General features: G+C 69.1%; 15 protein-coding genes. 7 read left to right on the plus strand and 8 right to left on the minus strand.

Annotated features, from left to right (window positions below):
• Positions 1 to 29: 29 nt before the first annotated feature.
• Genes M1105_RS01605 through M1105_RS01625 form a run of 5 tightly spaced genes read right to left on the minus strand, consistent with a single transcriptional unit; the run spans position 30 to position 4,409 of the window.
• The gene (locus tag M1105_RS01605) at positions 30 to 710 is read right to left on the minus strand and encodes an ABC transporter ATP-binding protein (protein ID WP_249578597.1); all 681 of its coding nucleotides are present in this window, start codon (positions 708 to 710) and stop codon (positions 30 to 32) included.
• Positions 710 to 1,459 carry an ABC transporter ATP-binding protein gene (locus M1105_RS01610; protein ID WP_249578598.1) on the minus strand — a complete coding sequence of 250 codons (750 nt, stop codon included), beginning with the start codon at positions 1,457 to 1,459 and terminating at the stop codon, positions 710 to 712. Before M1105_RS01610 ends, M1105_RS01605 begins: the two co-directional genes overlap by 1 nt.
• Entirely contained in the window at positions 1,452 to 2,429 is a 978-nt protein-coding gene (locus M1105_RS01615; protein WP_249578599.1) for a branched-chain amino acid ABC transporter permease, read from the minus strand. The genes M1105_RS01610 and M1105_RS01615 overlap by 8 nt, the downstream gene beginning before the upstream one ends.
• The gene (locus M1105_RS01620) at positions 2,422 to 3,342 is read right to left on the minus strand and encodes a branched-chain amino acid ABC transporter permease (RefSeq protein WP_249578600.1); all 921 of its coding nucleotides are present in this window, start codon (positions 3,340 to 3,342) and stop codon (positions 2,422 to 2,424) included. Before M1105_RS01620 ends, M1105_RS01615 begins: the two co-directional genes overlap by 8 nt.
• Before the next feature lie 50 nt (positions 3,343 to 3,392).
• Positions 3,393 to 4,409 (minus strand): 1-aminocyclopropane-1-carboxylate deaminase, encoded by a 1,017-nt coding sequence (locus tag M1105_RS01625; protein ID WP_249578601.1) that lies wholly within the window; start codon positions 4,407 to 4,409, stop codon positions 3,393 to 3,395.
• A 141-nt stretch (positions 4,410 to 4,550) separates the two neighbouring features.
• On the opposite strand from M1105_RS01625, the gene M1105_RS01630 reads away from it, so the two are divergent.
• Positions 4,551 to 5,027 (plus strand): Lrp/AsnC family transcriptional regulator, encoded by a 477-nt coding sequence (locus tag M1105_RS01630; RefSeq protein ID WP_249578602.1) that lies wholly within the window; start codon positions 4,551 to 4,553, stop codon positions 5,025 to 5,027.
• Positions 5,028 to 5,123: 96 nt separating this feature from the next.
• Here the strand turns inward: M1105_RS01630 and M1105_RS01635 are convergent, their stop codons facing one another.
• Both M1105_RS01635 and M1105_RS01640 read right to left on the minus strand, forming a co-directional pair.
• Positions 5,124 to 6,266, minus strand: coding sequence for an ABC transporter substrate-binding protein (locus M1105_RS01635; RefSeq protein WP_249578603.1), 1,143 nt, complete (start codon positions 6,264 to 6,266; stop codon positions 5,124 to 5,126).
• A gap of 158 nt (positions 6,267 to 6,424) precedes the next feature.
• Positions 6,425 to 7,051, minus strand: a complete 627-nt coding sequence (locus M1105_RS01640; RefSeq protein ID WP_249578604.1) for a hypothetical protein — start codon at positions 7,049 to 7,051, stop codon at positions 6,425 to 6,427.
• Positions 7,052 to 7,265: 214 nt separating this feature from the next.
• Here M1105_RS01640 and M1105_RS01645 point away from each other — a divergent pair, with 214 nt between their 5' ends.
• Positions 7,266 to 8,471 carry an MFS transporter gene (locus M1105_RS01645; RefSeq protein WP_249578605.1) on the plus strand — a complete coding sequence of 402 codons (1,206 nt, stop codon included), beginning with the start codon at positions 7,266 to 7,268 and terminating at the stop codon, positions 8,469 to 8,471.
• A gap of 186 nt (positions 8,472 to 8,657) precedes the next feature.
• Here M1105_RS01645 and M1105_RS01650 read toward each other — a convergent pair whose 3' ends face one another.
• Positions 8,658 to 12,338: a vitamin B12-dependent ribonucleotide reductase gene (locus M1105_RS01650; RefSeq protein ID WP_249578606.1), complete on the minus strand. Its 3,681-nt coding sequence runs from the start codon at positions 12,336 to 12,338 to the stop codon at positions 8,658 to 8,660.
• Between the two features lie 507 nt (positions 12,339 to 12,845).
• On the opposite strand from M1105_RS01650, the gene tkt reads away from it, so the two are divergent.
• The 5 genes from tkt (at position 12,846) to M1105_RS01675 (ending at position 18,930) form a co-directional block, all read left to right on the plus strand.
• On the plus strand, positions 12,846 to 14,864 hold the full coding sequence (gene tkt / locus M1105_RS01655) for a transketolase (RefSeq protein ID WP_249578607.1): 2,019 nt from the start codon (positions 12,846 to 12,848) through the stop codon (positions 14,862 to 14,864).
• Positions 14,865 to 14,962: 98 nt separating this feature from the next.
• Entirely contained in the window at positions 14,963 to 15,511 is a 549-nt protein-coding gene (locus tag M1105_RS01660; protein WP_249578608.1) for a carboxymuconolactone decarboxylase family protein, read from the plus strand.
• A gap of 157 nt (positions 15,512 to 15,668) precedes the next feature.
• Positions 15,669 to 16,670 (plus strand): type I glyceraldehyde-3-phosphate dehydrogenase, encoded by a 1,002-nt coding sequence (gene gap / locus M1105_RS01665; RefSeq protein ID WP_249578609.1) that lies wholly within the window; start codon positions 15,669 to 15,671, stop codon positions 16,668 to 16,670.
• Between the two features lie 66 nt (positions 16,671 to 16,736).
• A complete protein-coding gene (locus M1105_RS01670) occupies positions 16,737 to 17,939 on the plus strand; it encodes a phosphoglycerate kinase (RefSeq protein WP_249578610.1) in 1,203 nt (400 codons plus the stop codon).
• A 61-nt stretch (positions 17,940 to 18,000) separates the two neighbouring features.
• The gene (locus M1105_RS01675; protein WP_249578611.1) at positions 18,001 to 18,930 is read left to right on the plus strand and encodes a class I fructose-bisphosphate aldolase; all 930 of its coding nucleotides are present in this window, start codon (positions 18,001 to 18,003) and stop codon (positions 18,928 to 18,930) included.
• The last annotated feature ends 37 nt before the right edge of the window (positions 18,931 to 18,967 follow it).

An 18,967-nucleotide genomic window follows, 5' to 3' on the forward strand; every position in this document is an offset into this window, starting at 1 on the left:
CCCGCGCCGTCAACGGCACCGCGCCGCGCTCAAACCCCCAGCCAGCGGTCGGTGATCTCGGGGCTCATTTCCGAGGGCGGGCCGGTCCAGACATCTGCGCCCCTCTCGAGGATCACGCAGCGGTCGGCCAGAGCGCTGAGTTCGCGCAGGCTCTTGTCGACGATCAGGATCGCCTGCCCCTCGGCCTTGAGCGCGCGGATCGCGGCCCAGATCTCGGCGCGCACCACGGGCGCGAGCCCCTCGGTCGCCTCGTCGAGGATCAGGAGGCGCGGGTTGGTCATCAGCGCGCGCCCGATCGCCAGCATCTGCTGCTCGCCACCCGAGAGCGTGGCCGCCCGCTGGCCCGCGCGTTCGGCGAGGCGCGGGAACAACGCACCCACGCGGGCCGTATCCCAGGGGCCGGGGCGGGCGGTCGCCATCAGGTTCTCGGCCACCGTCAGCGTGGCAAAGCAGCGCCGCCCCTCGGGCACCAGCCCCAGACCCAGCCGGGCGACGCGGTGCGGCGGCAGGCCCGCGAGATTGCGGCCATCGAGGCGCACCCGGCCCGCGCGCGGCGGCGTCAGGCGGCAGATGGCGCGGATCGTGGTGGTCTTGCCCATGCCGTTGCGGCCCATCAGCGCCACGACCTCGCCCGCGCCAACGCTCAGCGAGACGCCGAAGAGGGCCTGGGCCGCGCCATAGAAGGCGGTGATGCCCTCGACGGCCAGCATCACGCCTCCTCGCCCAGGTAAGCCTCGCGCACCGCCTGCGAGGCGCGGATCTCGTCGGGCGTGCCGGTCAGGATCACCCGGCCATAGACCAGTACGCTGATGCGGTCCGCGAGGCGGAAGACCGCGTCCATGTCGTGCTCGACCAGCAGGATCGGCGCCTCGTGGCGCAGGTCCGCCAGCAGGTCGGTGAGCCGCGCCGTCCCCTCGCCCCCAAGGCCCGCCATCGGCTCGTCTAGCAGGAAGGCACGGGGGGCGAGCGCCAGCGCGCAAGCCATCTCGGCCAGCCGCCGCTCGCCATGGCTCAGCTCCGCCACGGGAATGTCGGCGCGCGCAGACAGGCCCACACGAACCAGCGCCGCATCGGCGGCCGCCGCCAGCGCCGCATCCCTCGCCGCAGACCCCCACAGCCGATACGACCCCCCTGCACGGCCCTGTGCGGCGAGTCGGACATTGACCCGCGCCGGGATCTCCATGGCGAGCGAGGAGACCTGGAAGCTGCGCGCAAGCCCCGCCCGTGCGCGGGCGGCGACCGAATGCCCGGTGATCTCGCGCCCCGCAAGCCAGACCTCGCCCGCATCCGCGCGGATCGTGCCCGCGATCTGGCCGATCAGGGTGGACTTGCCCGCGCCATTCGGGCCGATCAGGGCGTGGATCTCGCCCGCCCGGAGGTCCAGCGACACGTCGTCGGTGGCCTTGAGCGCCCCGAAGGACTTCGACAGGCCGCGCAGCGACAGCACCGGCTCAGCCATGCCGCGCCCTCCCCGCCAGCATCCCCATCAGCCCGCCGCGCGCGAAGAGGACGACGCCCAGCAGCACCAGCCCGAGGAACAGTTGCCAGCGGTCGGTGAGCCCACCCAGCAAGGTTTCCAGCGCCACGAACAGCATCGCCCCCGCGAGCGGCCCGCACAGACGCCCCACGCCGCCCAGGATAACCAGCACCATGATCTCGCCCGACCGATGCCAGCTCAGCATCGAGGGGCCGGCAAAGCCGTTCAAGTCGGCGAACAGGGCGCCCGCAAGGGCCACGACCATGCCTGACAGCACGAAGCCCACCAGCCGCACCGGGTAGGGCGAGATACCGGACGCCGCCAGCCGCGCCTCGTTCATCCGCGCCATGGCGAGCGCCTGCCCGAAGCGCGAACGCGCCACCTGCCAGACCAGCGCAACGCCCGCCAGCAGGCAGGCATAGGCGAGCGCGAAGAACTGCATCCCGTCGCCGGTGTCGAGGCCGGGAAACTGGTTGCGCAGGTAGATGGGCAGACCGTCCTCGCCGCCATAGGTCTTCCACGAGACGCCGAGGTAATAGACCATCTGCGCGAAGGCGAGCGTGATCATGATGAAGTGCACACCCTGCGTGCGCAGCGAGACCGCGCCGATCGCCGCCGCCGCCAGCCCCGCCGCCAGCACCCCCGCAAGCCAGATCAGCGGCATCTGGTCGGTGGCCTCGAGCGTGACGGGCCAGCCGATCACCGGCGTCCCGGCAAAGACGTGATGCGCCGCGATCCCGGCCGCATAGCCGCCGATCCCGAAGAAGGCGGCATGCCCGAGGCTGACCATGCCCCCCACCCCCAGCGCGAGGTTGAGGCCCACGCCCGCCAGCGCGAGGATCGCGGCCTTGGCGGCCAGCGTGACCACATAGGTCTCGCCCGCCGCCTGCGCACCCAGCGCGACCAGCGGCAGAAGCGCGATAAGCGCGAAATTGACCAGCGCCTCACGCATCGGCTGGGAACAGGCCCTTGGGCTTGAGCGCCAAAACCAGCGCCATCACGAGATAAATCAGCATCGAGGCGAGCGCCGAGCCGGTGGCGGTTGCCTCGGCCGGGGCCATGAACAGGCCGAACGTGGCGGGCAGGAACACGCGCCCCATGGTGTCGATCACCCCCACCAGCACCGCCCCCGCCAGCGCGCCCTTCACCGAGCCGATGCCGCCGATCACGATGACGACGAAGGCGAGGATCAGCACCGGCTCGCCCATCCCCACCTGCACCGACTGCAGCGCGCCGACCAGCGCCCCCGCGAGCCCCGCAAGCCCCGCGCCAAGCGCGAACACCAGCGTGTAGAGCCTACGGATATCGACGCCCAGCGCCGCGATCATCTCGCGGTCGGCCTCGCCCGCCCGGATCTGCATGCCGATGCGCGTGCGGTTGATGAGCCACCACAGGCCCCCCGCCAGCCCCAGCCCGATGCCGATGATCGCGAGCCGGTAGAGCGGATATTGCGCGCCCCCCGGCAGCGCCAGCGTGCCCGACAGCGCCGCGGGGATATCCAACCACAACGGCCGGTCGCCGAAGATTAGCCGCGCGCCTTCGGAAAAGATCAGGATCAGCGCGAATGTCGCCAGCACCTGGTCGAGATGGTCGCGCGCATAGAGCCTGCGGATCACCGCGACCTCGACCACCGCGCCAGCCGCAGCCGCCGCGAGCGCCCCCGCGCCAAGGCCGATCCAGAACGACCCCGTGGCCCCCGCGACCGTCGCGCAGACGAACGCCCCGGTCATGTAGAGCGCGCCATGCGCGAGGTTGATGAGCCCCATGACACCGAACACCAGCGTCAGCCCCGCCGCCATCAGGAACAGCGTGAGCCCGAGCTGCACCCCGTTCAGGAGCTGTTCGAGAAAGAGCGCGAGGGTCATGCGCCGCGCATAGCGCGGCGCGGCGCAAGTGTCGAGCCCGGCGGCCGATTTCAGCCGTTGCGGTAGGTATAGGCGTAGCCGTTGAGCGCGGGCGCGCCGCCCAGATGCGCGTAGAGCACCTTCGAGCCCTCGGGGATCGCGCCCTTCCGGATCAGGTCGATCATGCCTTGCATGGATTTCCCCTCGTAGACCGGGTCGGTGATCATCGCCTCGGTCCGCGCGGCGAGGCGGATGGCGTCGCTCGTCTCCCGGCTGGGCACGCCATAGGCGGGATAGGCGTAGTCGGGCAGGATCACGATGTCGTCCTCGCTGATCGGCTCTGCCAGCCCAACGAGGTCGGCGGTGTTCCGCGCGATGGATGCCACCTGCGCCCGGCACTGCTCGGGCGTGCCCGAAGCGTCGATGCCGATCACCCGGCCTGCGCGGCCATCCGCCTTAAAGCCCACGATCATCCCCGCCTGTGTCGAGCCGGTGACGACGCAGACGATGATGTAGTCGAAGCGAAGGCCCATCTCGGCCTCCTGCGCGCGGACCTCCTCGGCGAAGCGCACATAGCCGAGCCCACCCAGCGGGTGGACCGAGGCGCCGGCCGGGATGCCATAGGGCTTGCCGCCCGCGTCGCGGACCGACTGGATCGCGTCCTCCCAACTGCGGCGGATGCCGATGTCGAAGCCGTCCTCGACGATGCGGCTGTCGGCGCCCATCAGCCGCGTGAGCAGGATGTTGCCGACCCGGTCGTAGACCGCGTCCTCGTGCGGCACCCAGGCCTCCTGCACGACGACGCATTTCATGCCGATCTTGGCCGCGGTCGCGGCCACCATGCGGGTATGGTTCGACTGCACGCCGCCGATCGAGACCAGCGTGTCGGCGCCCGCGGCGATGGCGTCAGGGACGATGTATTCGAGCTTGCGCAACTTGTTGCCGCCGAAGGCGAGGCCCGAATTGCAGTCGTCGCGCTTGGCGTAGATTTCGACGCGGCCGCCCAGCGCCGCCGAGAGGCGGTCGAGCCGCTCGATCGGCGTGGGGCCGGGGAAGGTGAGGGGGTAGCGAGGGAATTTCTCGAGCATCGCGGGCCTCCGTGGCTGGGATCGGGCCGCAGAGTAGCCGAGGGCGGGTGAGGGGTGCTTCGAAAGAAGGGGGTGACAATGTGTCTATTTCATTCTATCGAGGCGCCATATGCACCGATCCTTCCGCCTGACGGGTTAGAAATGAGCGATCCTTCCAGCCCCGCCCTCGACCGAATCGACCTGCGCCTGATGCGGCTGCTGCAAGCCGATGGAAGGCTGTCGAACGCCGATCTCGCGCGAAAGGTGAACCTCAGCCCCGCGACCTGCCACCGCCGGGTGCAGCGGCTGTTCGACGAGGGGTATCTGGCCGGCGTCCATGCCCGCGTGGCGCCCGAGCGCGTGAACCGCGGCGCGCTGGTGATCGTGGGCGTGGTGCTCGACCGCTCGACGCCCGAGAGCTTCGCCGCCTTCGAGGGAGCGGTGCGCGGCCTCGGCTTCATCCTCGACTGCCACCTGGTGGCAGGGGATTTCGACTATTTCCTGAAGATCCGGGTCCGCGACATGGCCGATTTCAACCGGCTGCATGGGACCGAGCTGATCGCCCTGCCCGGCGTGCGCCAGACCCGCACCTTTTTCGTAATGAAGGAAGTCGTCGACAACGCGCCCCTGCAGTTCTGAACGGCGTCATCCGGCGCGACGCAGCCGCGGGGCAGGCTCCCTCCCCCGCAGCGGGGGAGGGATGGGGAGGGGGTCCGTGCCGTCAGGCGCGTCGCCTCACATCTTGCACTCGGCCGCGTAGGCGTCGGCGTGGTCCTTCAGCGCGACACCCACCAGCCTGTTCGTGGGCTTGCCGTCCGCCCCCGCGACCACCTCGCGGACATAGATGTCCTGAATGGGATGATGGTTCGGGCCGAAGCGGAACGCGCCACGGACCGACGCGAACTCGGCAGCCCGCAGCGCCGCGCGGAAGGCGTCCTTGTCCGCGACCTCGGCCTTGCCCAGCGCCGAGAGGATAAGGTTCGCCGCATCGAAGCCCTGGCTCGCATAGAGCGTCGGCGTGCGGCCGTATTCCGCCCGGAAGCTCTCGACGAAAGCCTTGTTGGCCGGGTTGTCGAGGTCATAGGCCCACTGCGAGGTGTTCTTGACGCCAAGCGCCGCGTCCCCCACTGCGCCGAGGATGATCTCGTCGAACGAGAAGGCGGGGCCGAATACGGGCGTGCCGACATTGGCCGCCGCATACTGCTTCATGAATGCGATGCCCATGCCGCCCGGAAGGAAGAAGAACACCGAATCGGCGCCCGAGGCGCGGATCTGCGCGATCTCGGCGGCATAGTCGGTCTGGCCGAGCTGGGTGTAGACCTCGCCCGCCAGCCCTTCCGAGCCGTAGAACCGCTTGAACCCGTTGAGCGCGTCGGTCCCCGCCGGGTAGTTCGGCGCGAGGATGAAGGGCTTCTTGAGCCCCGCACCCTTCATGTGGGCGCCCATCGCCTCGTGCAGATTATCGTTCTGCCAGGCAACGTTAAAGTAGTTGGGGTTGCACAGCTTCCCGGCCAGCGCGCTCGGCCCCGCATTGGGGCTGATGTAGAACACGTCGCGCACCGCGCCCGGCACCACGGCCATGGCGAGGTTCGAGAAGATGATGCCGGTCAGGATGTCGACCTTTTCTGACTGGATCAGCTCGTCCGACAGGCTTTTCGCCACGTCGGGCTTGTTCGCGTCGTCGCGCACGACCAGCTCGACATCCGAGCGGCCCGACTGCTTGAGCGCGAGCGCGAAGCCGTCGCGCACGTCGATGCCCAGATGCGAGCCGCCGCCCGACAGCGTGGTGATCATGCCGACCTTGGTCCCGGCCGATGCCGGGGCCGAGATCAGCGCCATGGCCGCAACCCCGGCCGCCAGAAGCCTTCTCATGCGCATGCGCCCTCCCGTTCCACTACGCCGGCGCCGTTCGGCGGCGCCAATCGCGGACCTTCATGCCACGGGATTTGCGAGACGGCCACACCAGTTTTGCGGCCGGCGCAACGCCCGGCCTTGGCAGCCTGAGACGAGGCTTTCCGGCGCGTCCCGAACGCGACCTACCAGAGCCCAGCCTTCTTGAGATGGTTGACCATGTCGCGCCGCCCCTTGTCCTGGTCGGACAGGGTTCGCAGCAGCGAACTCTCGGTTCCATCGAGAGACGCGCACATCCTGATGCACATCTTCCGCAGTTTCTTGGCGACACCGGTTTCGAATTCCGCCTTCAGCTCCTTCGCGGTCATGAAGCTTTCCAGCGCGGCACGCAGCTCGCGGCATGATTTCAGAAGATTTTCACAGTGCCTGATGTCACCGCCGGGCGTCACGAAGGTCGACTTCGACCACGAGTTGTAATCTTTTTTGTATTTCTCGAGGTGTTTTCCAACCTTCGCATCGGCCTTCCGCATGAACCCCGAGTCCGAAACTCCGGCTTCTTTCTTGAGAAATTTCCAGCCTTTCTTGTCGATCGCGCCGGGGTCGGAGACCTTTTTCATGACATCTTTTACATTTTTCTCCCGATCTTTCCTGTAGGAGTCGAGATCGATGAAATCCATGTTCACGCCATTGGGGTCCGTCTTCTTGTTCTGCTTTATCAACTTGGAATGCGCGCGTTCGACGTCCTTGAACGTCGCGCCGCCATTCGTGTAGGCCCTCGCGACCTTCTCGAATTCTTCGCGTGCATCCGCCATCGGAAAATCCCCCTGAAATTGCGCTGATCTTTGTGAAAAGATCACAAAAGATCGCCGTCGGGTCAAACGGAAGAACCTGCCGGGAGGCGCAGAAATGGCGTGCCGCGCGGCCCGCGCCGCGCTAGCGTGGCGTGCACACGCTTGCCGGGTTTGCTTCACCGATGCCCCTGCCCCTCCCATGCGCCGACCGGATGGCGCCTTCCTGCGAGCCGTCATGCTGAGCGAGCGCCACCGCGTCGTCCTCGCGCTGGGCAGCGCGCAGACACTGGCCTGGGGCTCGACCTTCTATCTGCCCGCGATCCTCGCCGGGCCGATGGCGCGCGACCTGGGCGTGCCGACGGGGGCCGTCTTCGGCGCCTTCTCGGCGGCGCTTGTCGTCTCGGCGGTGCTGGGGCCGCGGGCGGGGCGGCGGATCGACCGCTTCGGCGGGCGCGAGGTGCTGGCGGTGTCGAACCTCGTCTTCGCGGCGGGGCTGGTGCTGCTGGGCGTGGCGCCGCATGTCGCGGTGCTGACGCTGGGCTGGCTGGTGCTGGGCGTCGGCATGTCGATGGGGCTCTACGAGTCGGCCTTCGCGGCGCTGGCCTCGGCCTATGGGCGCAATGCGCGGGGCGCGATCACCGGGGTCACGCTGCTGGCGGGGCTTGCGAGCACGATCTGCTGGCCGATCTCGGCCTGGCTCGACGCCGAGATCGGCTGGCGCGCGACCTGCCTCGTCTGGGCCGCGGCGCATCTGGCGATCGGCCTGCCGCTCAACCTGTTTTGCCTGCCCCGCACGGGCAGCGTGCGGGCAGCCGCCGCGGGGCCGATTGCGCCCACCGCGCCACCGGTGGCAGTCCCCGCCCCGCTGCCCCCGGCGGCGCAGGGCCGCAGCATGGCGCTGCTGGGCGCCGTCTTCACACTCACCTGGATCGTGAGCACCGGCATGGCGGCGCATCTGCCACGTCTGCTGCAGGACATCGGCATCGCCCCCGCGGCAGCGATCGCGGCCGCGGCGCTGGTGGGCCCCGCGCAGGTCGCGGGCCGGGTGCTGGAGTTCGGCGTGCTGCGCCGCTTCAGCCCGTTGGTGTCGGCGCGGCTCGCGACGGTCTGCCATCCCCTCGCGGCGCTGGGCCTCCTCAGCCTCGGCGCGCCCTTCGCGGCCGGCTTCGCGATCCTGCACGGGGCGGGCAACGGCATCCTCACCATCGCCAAGGGCACGCTGCCGCTCGCGCTGTTCGGGCCGGAGGGCTATGGTCACCGGCAGGGCGTGCTGACCATCCCCGCGCGCTTCGGGCAGGCGGCGGCGCCCTTCGTCTTCGCACTGCTGATCGAGCGGATCGGCGCTGCGGCGCTGATGGTCTCGGCCGGGCTGGGGCTTGCCGCCCTCGCCTGTCTCATGGCGATCCCGTCGGGCAGCATCCAGGCGCAGGCAAGCGACTGAGCGCCGCCGCGCGGCCCGAAAAGAAAACGGGAGGGGCAAGGCAGCCCCTCCCAGTCCGGCATCAGGTCCGACAGTCTTTTTTCTCTGCCCGAGCGGTTCTCGCCTGCGGCCTGATTCCATTCCCGAATGACGAGGCGGCAGCGGACGGAGGCGAGGGACCAGCCCCCGCCCGCGCCCCTCGTCAACTCACGAGCACCCCGAGGTCGCGCCGCAGGTGTTGCACTTCATGCAGGTGCCGTTCCGGACCAGCGTGAAGTTGCCGCAATCCCCGCAGGCATCGCCCTCGTAGCCCTTCATCTTCGCCTCGGCGCGGCGGTCCATCACCGCGGTCGCGACCGCGCCGATCGCGGTGGCGGTTGCCGTCGAGGCGCCGAAGGTCTCGACCGCGACCCCCGTCACGCCCGCCTCGGCAAAGCCGGTCGCCCCGCCCGCGCCGCCGTTCACCACGACGAACTGGTGGCCCGAGGGCACCCGGTTGCGCAGGTAGCCAGTCGAGGCGACCTGGCGGACCAGCTCGATGGCGGGCTGGGCGACCTCGCGGTCGGCCTCGCGGAAGTTGCGCTTGCCCTCCTCCTCGCCGCGGCCCAGCTCGTCGAAGCGCGCGCCCTCGGGCTGCACATGCGCGAGGTCGGTGCGGTCGAGATAGCTGATCGCCAGCTCGCGGAAGATGTAGTCGAGGATCGAGGTCGCGTTCTTGATGGCCTCGTTGCCCGACACGATGCCCGCGGGCTCGAAGCGGGTGAAGGTGAAGGCCTCGACGAACTCATCGAGCGGCACGCCGTACTGGAGGCCGACGGACACCGCGATGGCGAAGTTGTTCATCATCGCGCGGAAGGCGGCGCCTTCCTTGTGCATGTCGATGAAGATCTCGCCCAGCTTGCCGTCTTCGAACTCGCCGGTCCTCAGATACACCTTGTGGCCGCCGACCATGGCTTTCTGGGTGTAGCCGCGCCGCCGGTCGGGCAGCTTGTGGCGCTTGCCGCGGTTCTGGATCTCCTTGACGATGACCTTCTCGACGATCTTCTCGGCCAGGATCTGGGCGCGCTCGGCCGGGGCGGCCTCGATCAGCTCCTCCTCGGTCTCCTCGTCGATCAGGCTCGCGGACAGCGGCTGGCTGAGCTTCGAGCCGTCACGGTAGAGCGCGTTCGCCTTCACGCCGAGCCGCCACGACAGCAGATACGCCTCCTTGCAGTCCTCGACGCTTGCGTCGTTCGGCATGTTGATGGTCTTCGAGATCGCCCCCGAGATGAACGGCTGGGCGGCCGCCATCATGCGGATGTGGCTGTCGACGCTCAGATACCGCTTGCCGATCTTGCCGCAGGGGTTGGCGCAGTCGAACACCGCGAGGTGCTCGGCCTTGAGCCCCGGCGCGCCTTCCAGCGTCATGGTCCCGCAGACATGGGTGTTCGCGGCCTCGATCTCGCGGGCGTTGAAGCCCAGGTGGCGGAGCAGGTCGAAGCCAGGGTCGCCCAGATTTTCCTTCGAGACGCCAAGCACTTCCTCGCAGAACTTCGCGCCCAGCGTCCACTGGTTGAAGACGAACCGGATGTCGAATGCCGAGGCGAGCGCCCCTTCCACCTTCTCGATCTCGTCCGGGCCGAAGCCCAGATGGATCAGCTTCTCGTGGTCGATGCCGGGCGCGCCCGACAGCGTGCCATGGCCGACCGCGTAGCCGATGATCCCCTCGATCGTCGCGTCGTCATACCCGAGGCGCGACAGCGCCCGCGGCACCGCGCGGTTGATGATCTTGAAGTAGCCGCCGCCCGCCAGCTTCTTGAACTTCACCAGCGCGAAATCGGGCTCGATTCCGGTGGTGTCGCAGTCCATCACGAGGCCGATGGTCCCGGTGGGCGCGATCACGCTGGCCTGCGCGTTGCGGTAGCCGTGCTTCTCGCCCAGCCCCAGCGCCGCGTCCCACGAGGCCCGGGCGCGCGCCACAAGACGCGCGTCCGGGCAGTTGGCCGCATCGAGCGGCACAGGGAGGGTACGCAACGCCTCGTAACCGGTGCTCTCGGAATACGCCGCCCGCCGGTGGTTGCGGATGACGCGCAGCATGTGCTCGGCGTTCTTCGCATAGCCCGGGAAGGCACCCAACTCGGCCGCCATCTCGGCCGAGGTGGCATAGGCCACGCCCGTCAGGATCGCCGAGAGCGCCCCGCAAATGGCGCGGCCCTGATCCGAGTCATAGCCATGGCCCAGCGTCATCAACAGCCCGCCGATATTGGCGTAGCCGAGGCCGAGCGTGCGGTACTCATACGAGAGCTGCGCGATCTCCTTCGACGGAAACTGCGCCATCGTCACCGAGATTTCGAGCGTCACGGTCCACAGCCGCGTCGCGTGCTCGTAGGCCGCGACGTCGAAGCCATCCTCGCCCAGGAACTGCAGCAGGTTCAGCGAGGCGAGGTTGCAGGCCGTGTCGTCGAGGAACATGTATTCCGAGCATGGGTTCGAGGCGCGGATCGGCCCCGAGGCCGGGCAGGTGTGCCAGTCGTTGATGGTGTCGTGATACTGGATGCCGGGATCGGCGCAGGCCCAGGCGGCGTGGCCGATCTTCTCCCACAGGTCGCGCGCCTTGACGGTCTTCGACACCTTGCCGTCGGTGCGGCGGGTCAGCTTCCAGTCCTGGTCCTTCGCCACCGCGTCGAGGAAGGCGTCGGTCACGCGCACCGAGTTGTTCGAGTTCTGGCCCGAGACGGTGAGATACGCCTCCGAATCCCAGTCGGTGTCGTAGATCGGGAAGTCCTCGGGGTCGATGCCGTTGCCGATCTGCTGAAGCGCGCGGCGCACGTAGTTCTCGGGGATCGCGGCCTTGCGGGCCTCGCGGATCGCGGATTTCAGCGCCGCGTTCTTCTTGGGGTCGATGGCGTCATCCTCGGCGCCGTCCCAGCCCCGCACCGCGTCGGCGATCAGGCCGAGGCAGCGCTTGTGCGCCTTCGAGCCCGCCACCAGCGAGGCGACCTTCTGCTCCTCCTTCACCTTCCAGTCGATGAAGGCCTCGATGTCCGGGTGATCCATGTCGCAGATCACCATCTTGGCCGCGCGGCGCGTGGTGCCGCCCGACTTGATCGCGCCGGCCGCGCGGTCGCCGATCTTGAGGAAGCTCATCAGGCCCGACGACTTGCCTCCGCCGCCCAGCTTCTCGTTCTCGCCGCGCAGGTAGCTGAAGTTGGTGCCGGTCCCCGAGCCGTACTTGAACAGCCGCGCCTCACGCGTCCAGAGGTCCATGATGCCGCCCTCGTTCACGAGGTCGTCGGCGACCGACTGGATGAAGCAGGCATGCGGCTGCGGATGCTCGTAGGCGGAGTCGGATTTGGTCAGCTCGCCGGTCTTGAAATCGACGTAGTAATGGCCCTGGCTGGGGCCGTCGATGCCATAGGCCCAGTGCAGGCCGGTGTTGAACCACTGCGGGCTGTTGGGCGCCGCCATCTGGCGCGCCAGCATGTAGCACATCTCGTCGAAATAGGCCTGCGCGTCGGCCTCGGTGCTGAAATAGCCGGCCTTCCATCCCCAGTAGGTCCAGGCGCCTGCCAGCCGGTCGAAGACCTGCGCCGCGCTGGTCTCGCCGCCGAAGCGCTCGTCCTCGGGCAGCTCGGCCAGCGCCTTCTCGTCGGGCACCGAGCGCCACAGGAACGACGGCACGCCCTTCTCCTTCACCTTCTTCAGCCGGCGCGCGACGCCCGCCTTGCGGAAATACTTCTGTGCCAGCACGTCGGCGGCCACCTGGCTCCATGCCGCGGGCACGTCGAAGGACTCGAGCCGGAAGACGGTCGAGCCGTCCGGGTTGCGGATCTCGGAGGATGCCTGCCGGAAGGCGATGGCCTCGTAGGGCGACTTGCCGGCTTCGGTGAACTTACGCTCGATCTTCATTATCCCTCTCCCCCGCCCTGACGGCGACGCCTGTTCTGTCCGGCGGATTGGCTCCGCCGGTTGCCGGCCCACCCCAAGGGGCCGGCGACACCTGACTCGGTTAGTTGCGAGGCCCCGCGAATGTGGCCCCATGATGCCGATTGTGACACCACATGTTGTGGTTTTCCGCTCGACAGCCCCCACCATCATGAAGGTTCAGAGTCGGGTCAATCCGATTTTTTGGCGCCCTTCCCACATTTTGTGGATTGACGCCGCGGCTCCACTACGCATGGTGTAAACAAATCAGGAACATCTTCGGCTGACCGGCCTGCACATAGCGCCCGCCCGCCCGGGCGCATCGGTTGGGCGCCGTATTCGCGCGGACAGCGTTGCACGTAAACCGCACTTGACCGCCTCCCGCCCGATCCGCATTGTCCCGCCGCAATCGGGCGCCGGGCCTTCCGCGCGGCGCGACGGCATCCCGGCGGGGCCGATTCCGGCCCGCCTCCACCTGCACGGGGACCAGGCGTGGACATCAAGGCGATGAAGGCGGCCGAGCCGCGGCTCTTCGGTATGGCGACGGCGCTGCGCGTCCTCGCAATGGACGCGGTCGAGGCCGCCAATTCCGGCCACCCCGGCATGCCGATGGGCATGGCCGACGTGGCGGCGGTGCTGTTCGACCGGCACCTGCGATTCGATCCCAAGGCGCCCGACTGGGCCGACCGCGACCGCTTCGTGCTGTCGGCGGGGCATGGCTCGATGCTGCTCTACGGGCTTTTGCACCTGACCGGTTATCCGGGCATGACGCTCGACGAGCTGAAGAACTTCCGCCAGCTGGGCGCCAAGACCGCCGGGCACCCGGAATACGGACACGCCGCGGGGATCGAGACCACCACCGGCCCGCTGGGCCAAGGGCTCGGCAACGTCGTCGGCATGGCGATGGCCGAGGAATCCTTGCGCGCCCGCTTCGGCCGCAAGGTGATCGACCACCGCACCTGGGTGATCGCGAGCGACGGCTGCCTGATGGAGGGCATCAGCCAGGAGGCGATCGCCTTTGCCGGGCGCCAGCAGCTCTCGCGCCTGATCGTGCTTTGGGACGACAACGGCATCTCGATCGACGGCAAGCTGGACCTGTCGGACCGCACAGACCAGCTCGCGCGCTTTGCCGCCTCGGGCTGGGAGGTTCGCCGGATCGACGGCCATGACTATGCCCAGATCGACGCGGCGGTGGCCTGGGCGAAGGGCAACGCGCGTCCGACCCTGATCGCCTGCCGCACCCATATCGGCTTCGGCGCGCCCGGCAAGCAGGACAGCGCCAAGGCGCATGGCTCGCCGCTGGGCGCCAAGGACATCGAGGGCGCGCGCGCGGCCTATGGCTGGACGCATGGCGCCTTCGAGATCCCCGAGTCGATCCGCAAGGACTGGCAGGCCGCCGCCGCCCGCGGCGCCGAGGCCCGCAAGGCATGGGAGGCGGCGCTGGCCGCGCTGAGCCCAGCCCGCCAGAAGGAATTCGCCCGCGTCATGGCGGGCGAGGCCCCTGCCCGGCTCGGCCGCGCCGTGGCGGCGCTGAAGAAGGACGTGAGCGAGAAAGCCCCCAAGGTTGCCACCCGCAAGGCGTCGGAGATGGCGCTGGCCGCCATCAACCCGGTGATGCCCGAGACGATCGGGGGTTCCGCCGACCTCACCGGCTCGAACAACACGCTGACCGACGGGCTTGGCACCTTCGACGAGACCAACCGCAAGGGCCGCTACGTCTATTACGGCATCCGCGAGCACGGCATGGCGGCGGCGATGAACGGCATGGCGCTGCATGGCGGCGTGGTGCCCTATGGCGGCACGTTCCTGGTGTTCTCGGACTATGCGCGCCCGTCGATGCGGCTCTCGGCCTTGATGGGCAAGCGGGTGATCTACGTGATGACCCATGATTCGATCGGCCTGGGCGAGGACGGGCCGACGCATCAGCCGGTCGAGCATCTCGCGGCGCTGCGGGCGATCCCCAACATGCTGGTCTTCCGCCCAGCCGACGCAGTGGAGACCGCCGAGGCGTGGGAGATCGCGCTGACCACCCCCGGCACCCCCTCGGTGCTGGCGCTGACGCGGCAGAACCTGCCCACGGTGAGGACTCGCCATACGGTGAAGAACCTGACCGCGCAGGGCGCCTATGTGCTGGCCGAGGCCGACCACAAGCGGCAGGCGATCCTGCTCGCCACGGGCTCGGAGGTCGAGATCGCGCTGGCCGCGCGCGAGCTGCTGGAGAAGGAAGGCATCGGCACCCGCGTCGTCTCGGCCCCGTCCTTCGAGCTCTTCGCAGCCCAGCCCGAGGCCTATCGCAAGCGCGTCCTGCCCGCGGGGCCGGTGCGCGTGGGCGTCGAGGCCGCGGTGCGGCAGGGCTGGGACCGCTGGCTTGCGGGCGAGCGCGGGCGCGACGCGAAGGCAGCCTTCGTCGGCATGGAGGGATTCGGCGCCTCGGCGCCCTATGAGAAACTCTACCAGCACTTTGGCATCACGCCGCAGGCCATTGCCGAGAAGGCGAAATCCCTGATCTGAACCCGCAAGGGGCGCCTTCACGGCACTGTGATGGCGCCCCGCCCGCGGGCCCGCTAGCCTCCGCCGCTCACCCAAGCGACCGATCGACGGAGGACCCGATGACCCAGCGCATTCCCGCCCTGACCGATGACGAGCTGAGCGCCGAGCAGTGCGCCGCGATGGACCAGATGCGCGGCGTCTGGGGCACGCCCTGGAACATTGGCCGCACGATGGCCAACAATCCGCAGATCGTGCGCGGCTTCCTGGGCTTCTGGCAGGCCATCGACGGCTCGGGGCTCCAGCCGATGGACCGCGAGGTGATCTGCTTCGAGATGGCCGCCGCGAACGGCTGCCACTACTGCATCCCGGCGCACCGGGCGGTGGCGAAGTCGCGCGGGCTCGACCTCGCGCCCCTCGAGCGGATCGCGGCGGGCGAGGCGCTGGAGGGCGACGACCGGCCAGCGATCCTGCAGCGCCTGGTGCGCCGGCTGGTGGCGACGAAGGGCGCGCTCGACGATGCCGAACTCGACGCCGCGCGGCAGACCTTCACCAATGCCGAACTGATCGCCATCGTGGCCGAGATCGCGCATTGCGTGTTCACCAACAGCCTCAACCGGCTGGCGCAGACCGAGATCGACCCCTTCCTGCCACGCCAGCCTATCGCCTGAGCGCAGGCCCCTGCCCGCCCCTGCCGTCCCGCGCGTCATATCGCGGCACGCGCGGGCGGGCTGATTGATTCCCCTGTCAGGCCGGGTATAAGCGCGTCGAAATCACGACGCGCGCGCCCGCAGGCCCGCGCGTCCGGGCCACGAAGGGGAATTGAACATGGCGGTGAAGGTCGCGATCAACGGGTTCGGGCGGATCGGGCGCAACGTGCTGCGCGCAATCGTCGAGTCGGGCCGCACCGACATCGAGGTGGTGGCGATCAACGACCTCGGCCCGGTCGAGACGAACGCGCATCTGCTGCGCTACGATTCGGTCCATGGCCGCTTCCCGGCCAAGGTCACCGTCAGCGGCGACACCATCCACGTGGGCCGCGGCCCGATCCGGGTGACCGCGATCCGCAACCCCGAGGAACTGCCCTGGGGCGACGTCGATGTCGCGCTGGAATGCACCGGCATCTTCACCGACAAGGCGAAGGCCGAGGTCCACCTCAAGAACGGCTCGAAGCGGGTGCTGGTCTCGGCGCCCTCGTCGGGCGCGGACAAGACCATCGTCTACGGCGTGAACCACGGCGTGCTCACCGGCGCCGACAAGGTCGTGTCGAACGCGTCCTGCACCACGAACTGCCTCGCCCCCGTGGCCTACGTGCTTCACCGCGCCATCGGGATCGAGAAGGGCTTCATGACCACGATCCACAGCTACACCGGCGACCAGCCGACGCTCGACACGATGCACAAGGACCTCTACCGCGCCCGCGCCGCCGCGATGTCGATGATCCCGACCTCGACGGGTGCCGCCAAGGCCGTGGGCCTCGTGCTGCCCGAGCTGAACGGCAAGCTCGACGGCGTGGCGATCCGGGTGCCGACGCCGAACGTCTCGGTCGTCGATTTCAAGTTCATCGCCAAGCGTGCGACCTCGGTCGATGAGATCAACGCCGCCATCGAGGCCGCGGCGGGGCAGGAGCTGAAGGGCATCCTCGGCTTCACCTCCGAGCCGCTGGTGTCCATGGACTTCAACCACGACAGCCACTCGTCGGTCTTCCACATGGACCAGACCAAGGTGATGGACGGCACGCTTTGCCGCATCCTCACCTGGTACGACAACGAGTGGGGATTCTCGAACCGCATGAGCGACACCGCGGTCGCGATGGCCGCGAAGATCTGACGACGCCGGGGGCCGCGCCGCAGGGTGCGGCCCCCTTCGCATCCGCCGACCCGCCGGGACCCCGCCATGAGCTTCCGCACCCTCGACGATCTCGACCTCAAGGGCAGGCGCGTGCTGATCCGCGTCGACATCAACGTGCCGGTCCGCGATGGGCGCGTGACCGACGACACCCGCATCCGCGCCGTACTGCCCACCATCCGCGACGTGATGGCGAAGGGGGGCCTGCCCATCCTGCTCGCCCATTTCGGGCGCCCCAAGGGCAAGCCGTTGCCCGAGATGTCGCTGGGCCAGGTGGTGGATGCGCTGCACGACGCGCTGGGCGGCGAGGCGGGCCCCGCGGTGCTGTTCGCCCCCGACTGCGTGGGCCCGCATGCCGAGGAAGCAGCCGAGCGTCTCGGCCCCGGCCAGGTCCTCCTGCTCGAGAACACCCGCTTCCATGCGGGCGAGGAGGCAAACGACCCCGCCTTCGTCGAAGCGCTGGCCCGCGTGGGCGAGGTCTATGTGAACGACGCCTTCTCGGCGGCCCACCGGGCGCACGCCTCGACCGAGGGGCTGGCGCACCGCCTGCCCGCGGCGGCCGGGCGGCTGATGGAGGCCGAGCTGCGCGCGCTTGAGAAGGCGCTCGCGAGCCCCGAGCGGCCGGTGATCGCGGTGGTCGGCGGCGCCAAGGTCTCGACCAAGCTCGAACTTCTGGGCAACCTGATCGGCAAGGCGGACCAGATCGTGATCGGCGGTGGCATGGCGAATACCTTCCTCGCGGCACAGGGCAAGGACGTGGGCAAGTCGCTCTGCGAGCACGACCTCGCGCCCACAGCCCGCGAAATCCTGGGCCGGGCCACGGCGGCGGGCTGCGAGATCGTGCTGCCCGCGGACGTCGTGGTGGCGCGCGAGTTCAAGGCGGGCGCCCCGTCCGAAGTGGTGCCGGCCGACGCCTGCCCGCCCGACGCCATGATCCTCGACGCGGGCCCCGAGGCGGTGCGCGACATCGTCCGCCGCTTCGAGGGCGCGAAGACGGTGGTCTGGAACGGCCCGCTCGGCGCCTTCGAGATCGAGCCCTTCAACCGCGCGACCGACGAGGCCGCGAGCGCCGCCGCACGCCTCACCGAGGAAGGCCGCCTGCTGACCGTCGCGGGCGGCGGCGACACGGTGGCCGCGCTCAACGCCTCGGGCGCGGCTGCGAAGTTCACTTACGTCTCGACGGCCGGAGGGGCTTTCCTCGAGTGGCTCGAGGGCAAGACCCTGCCCGGCGTCGCCGCGCTCACGACCTGACGAGGGGCGCAGGCGCGCGCCCCGCCGCGGCCGCACGGCCCGCAACACGAGAGAGGAACCCATGAAGGCAACCCGCACCGTCCAGAAGATCCTCGCGAACTACGAGGGCGAGACCCCCGGCGTGAAGGCGAACCTGTGCCGCATGCTGATGAACGGCAAGCTCGGCGGCACCGGCAAGATGATCATCCTGCCGGTCGACCAGGGCTTCGAGCACGGGCCGGCGCGCAGCTTCGCCCCGAACCCTGCCGCCTATGACCCGCATTACCACTACCAGCTTGCGATCAACGCGGGGCTCAACGCCTATGCCGCGCCGCTCGGCATGATCGAGGCCGGGGCGGACACCTTCGCCGGGCAGATCCCGACGATCCTCAAGTGCAACTCGGCGAACTCGCTGATGTCGGACACGGCCGGCAAGAACCAGGCGGTGACGGCTTCGGTGGGCGATGCGCTGCGGCTTGGCTGCTCGGCCATCGGCTTCACGATCTACCCCGGCTCGGACATGGCGCTCGACATGTTCGAGGAGATCCGCGAGATGCGCGAGGAGGCAGCCGCCGCCGGCATCGCCACGGTGATCTGGTCCTATCCGCGCGGCGAGGCGATCTCGAAGGACGGCGAGACGGCGATCGACATCGCCGCCTATGCCGCGCAGATCGCGGCGCTTCTGGGCGCGCATGTCATCAAGATCAAGCTCTCGACCGACCATCTGGAACTGGGCGAGGCCAAGAAGGTCTACCAGGCGCAGAAGATCGACATCGCGACCCAGGCGGCGCGCGTCGCCCATTGCATGCAGGCGGCGTTCAACGGCCGGCGCATCGTGGTGTTCTCGGGCGGCGCCAAGAAGGGCGAGGACTCGGTCTACGACGACGCCCGCGCGATCCGCGACGGCGGCGGCAACGGCTCGATCATCGGCCGCAACACCTTCCAGCGCCCGCGCGAGGACGCGCTGGCGATGCTCAACACGCTGATCGACATCTACAAGGGCAAGGCCTGACCGGCGGTCCGGGGGCGGCGCGCCGCCGCCCCTGGCC

It is taken from the genome of Thermohalobaculum sediminis (assembly GCF_023487995.1).
GTDB classification, from domain to species: Bacteria; Pseudomonadota; Alphaproteobacteria; order Rhodobacterales; family Rhodobacteraceae; genus Thermohalobaculum; species Thermohalobaculum sediminis.

Bases quoted from the DNA above. Each gene is read 5' to 3' on its own strand.
- M1105_RS01605 (WP_249578597.1), bottom strand. From the start codon at position 710: ATGCTGGCCGTCGAGGGCATCACCGCCTTCTATGGCGCGGCCCAGGCC.
- M1105_RS01610 (WP_249578598.1), bottom strand. From the start codon at position 1,459: ATGGCTGAGCCGGTGCTGTCGCTGCGCGGCCTGTCGAAGTCCTTCGGG.
- M1105_RS01615 (WP_249578599.1), bottom strand. From the start codon at position 2,429: ATGCGTGAGGCGCTGGTCAATTTCGCGCTTATCGCGCTTCTGCCGCTG.
- M1105_RS01620 (WP_249578600.1), bottom strand. From the start codon at position 3,342: ATGACCCTCGCGCTCTTTCTCGAACAGCTCCTGAACGGGGTGCAGCTC.
- M1105_RS01625 (WP_249578601.1), bottom strand. From the start codon at position 4,409: ATGCTCGAGAAATTCCCTCGCTACCCCCTCACCTTCCCCGGCCCCACG.
- M1105_RS01630 (WP_249578602.1), top strand. From the start codon at position 4,551: ATGAGCGATCCTTCCAGCCCCGCCCTCGACCGAATCGACCTGCGCCTG.
- M1105_RS01635 (WP_249578603.1), bottom strand. From the start codon at position 6,266: ATGCGCATGAGAAGGCTTCTGGCGGCCGGGGTTGCGGCCATGGCGCTG.
- M1105_RS01640 (WP_249578604.1), bottom strand. From the start codon at position 7,051: ATGGCGGATGCACGCGAAGAATTCGAGAAGGTCGCGAGGGCCTACACG.
- M1105_RS01645 (WP_249578605.1), top strand. From the start codon at position 7,266: ATGCTGAGCGAGCGCCACCGCGTCGTCCTCGCGCTGGGCAGCGCGCAG.
- M1105_RS01650 (WP_249578606.1), bottom strand. From the start codon at position 12,338: ATGAAGATCGAGCGTAAGTTCACCGAAGCCGGCAAGTCGCCCTACGAG.
- M1105_RS01660 (WP_249578608.1), top strand. From the start codon at position 14,963: ATGACCCAGCGCATTCCCGCCCTGACCGATGACGAGCTGAGCGCCGAG.
- gap (WP_249578609.1), top strand. From the start codon at position 15,669: ATGGCGGTGAAGGTCGCGATCAACGGGTTCGGGCGGATCGGGCGCAAC.
- M1105_RS01670 (WP_249578610.1), top strand. From the start codon at position 16,737: ATGAGCTTCCGCACCCTCGACGATCTCGACCTCAAGGGCAGGCGCGTG.
- M1105_RS01675 (WP_249578611.1), top strand. From the start codon at position 18,001: ATGAAGGCAACCCGCACCGTCCAGAAGATCCTCGCGAACTACGAGGGC.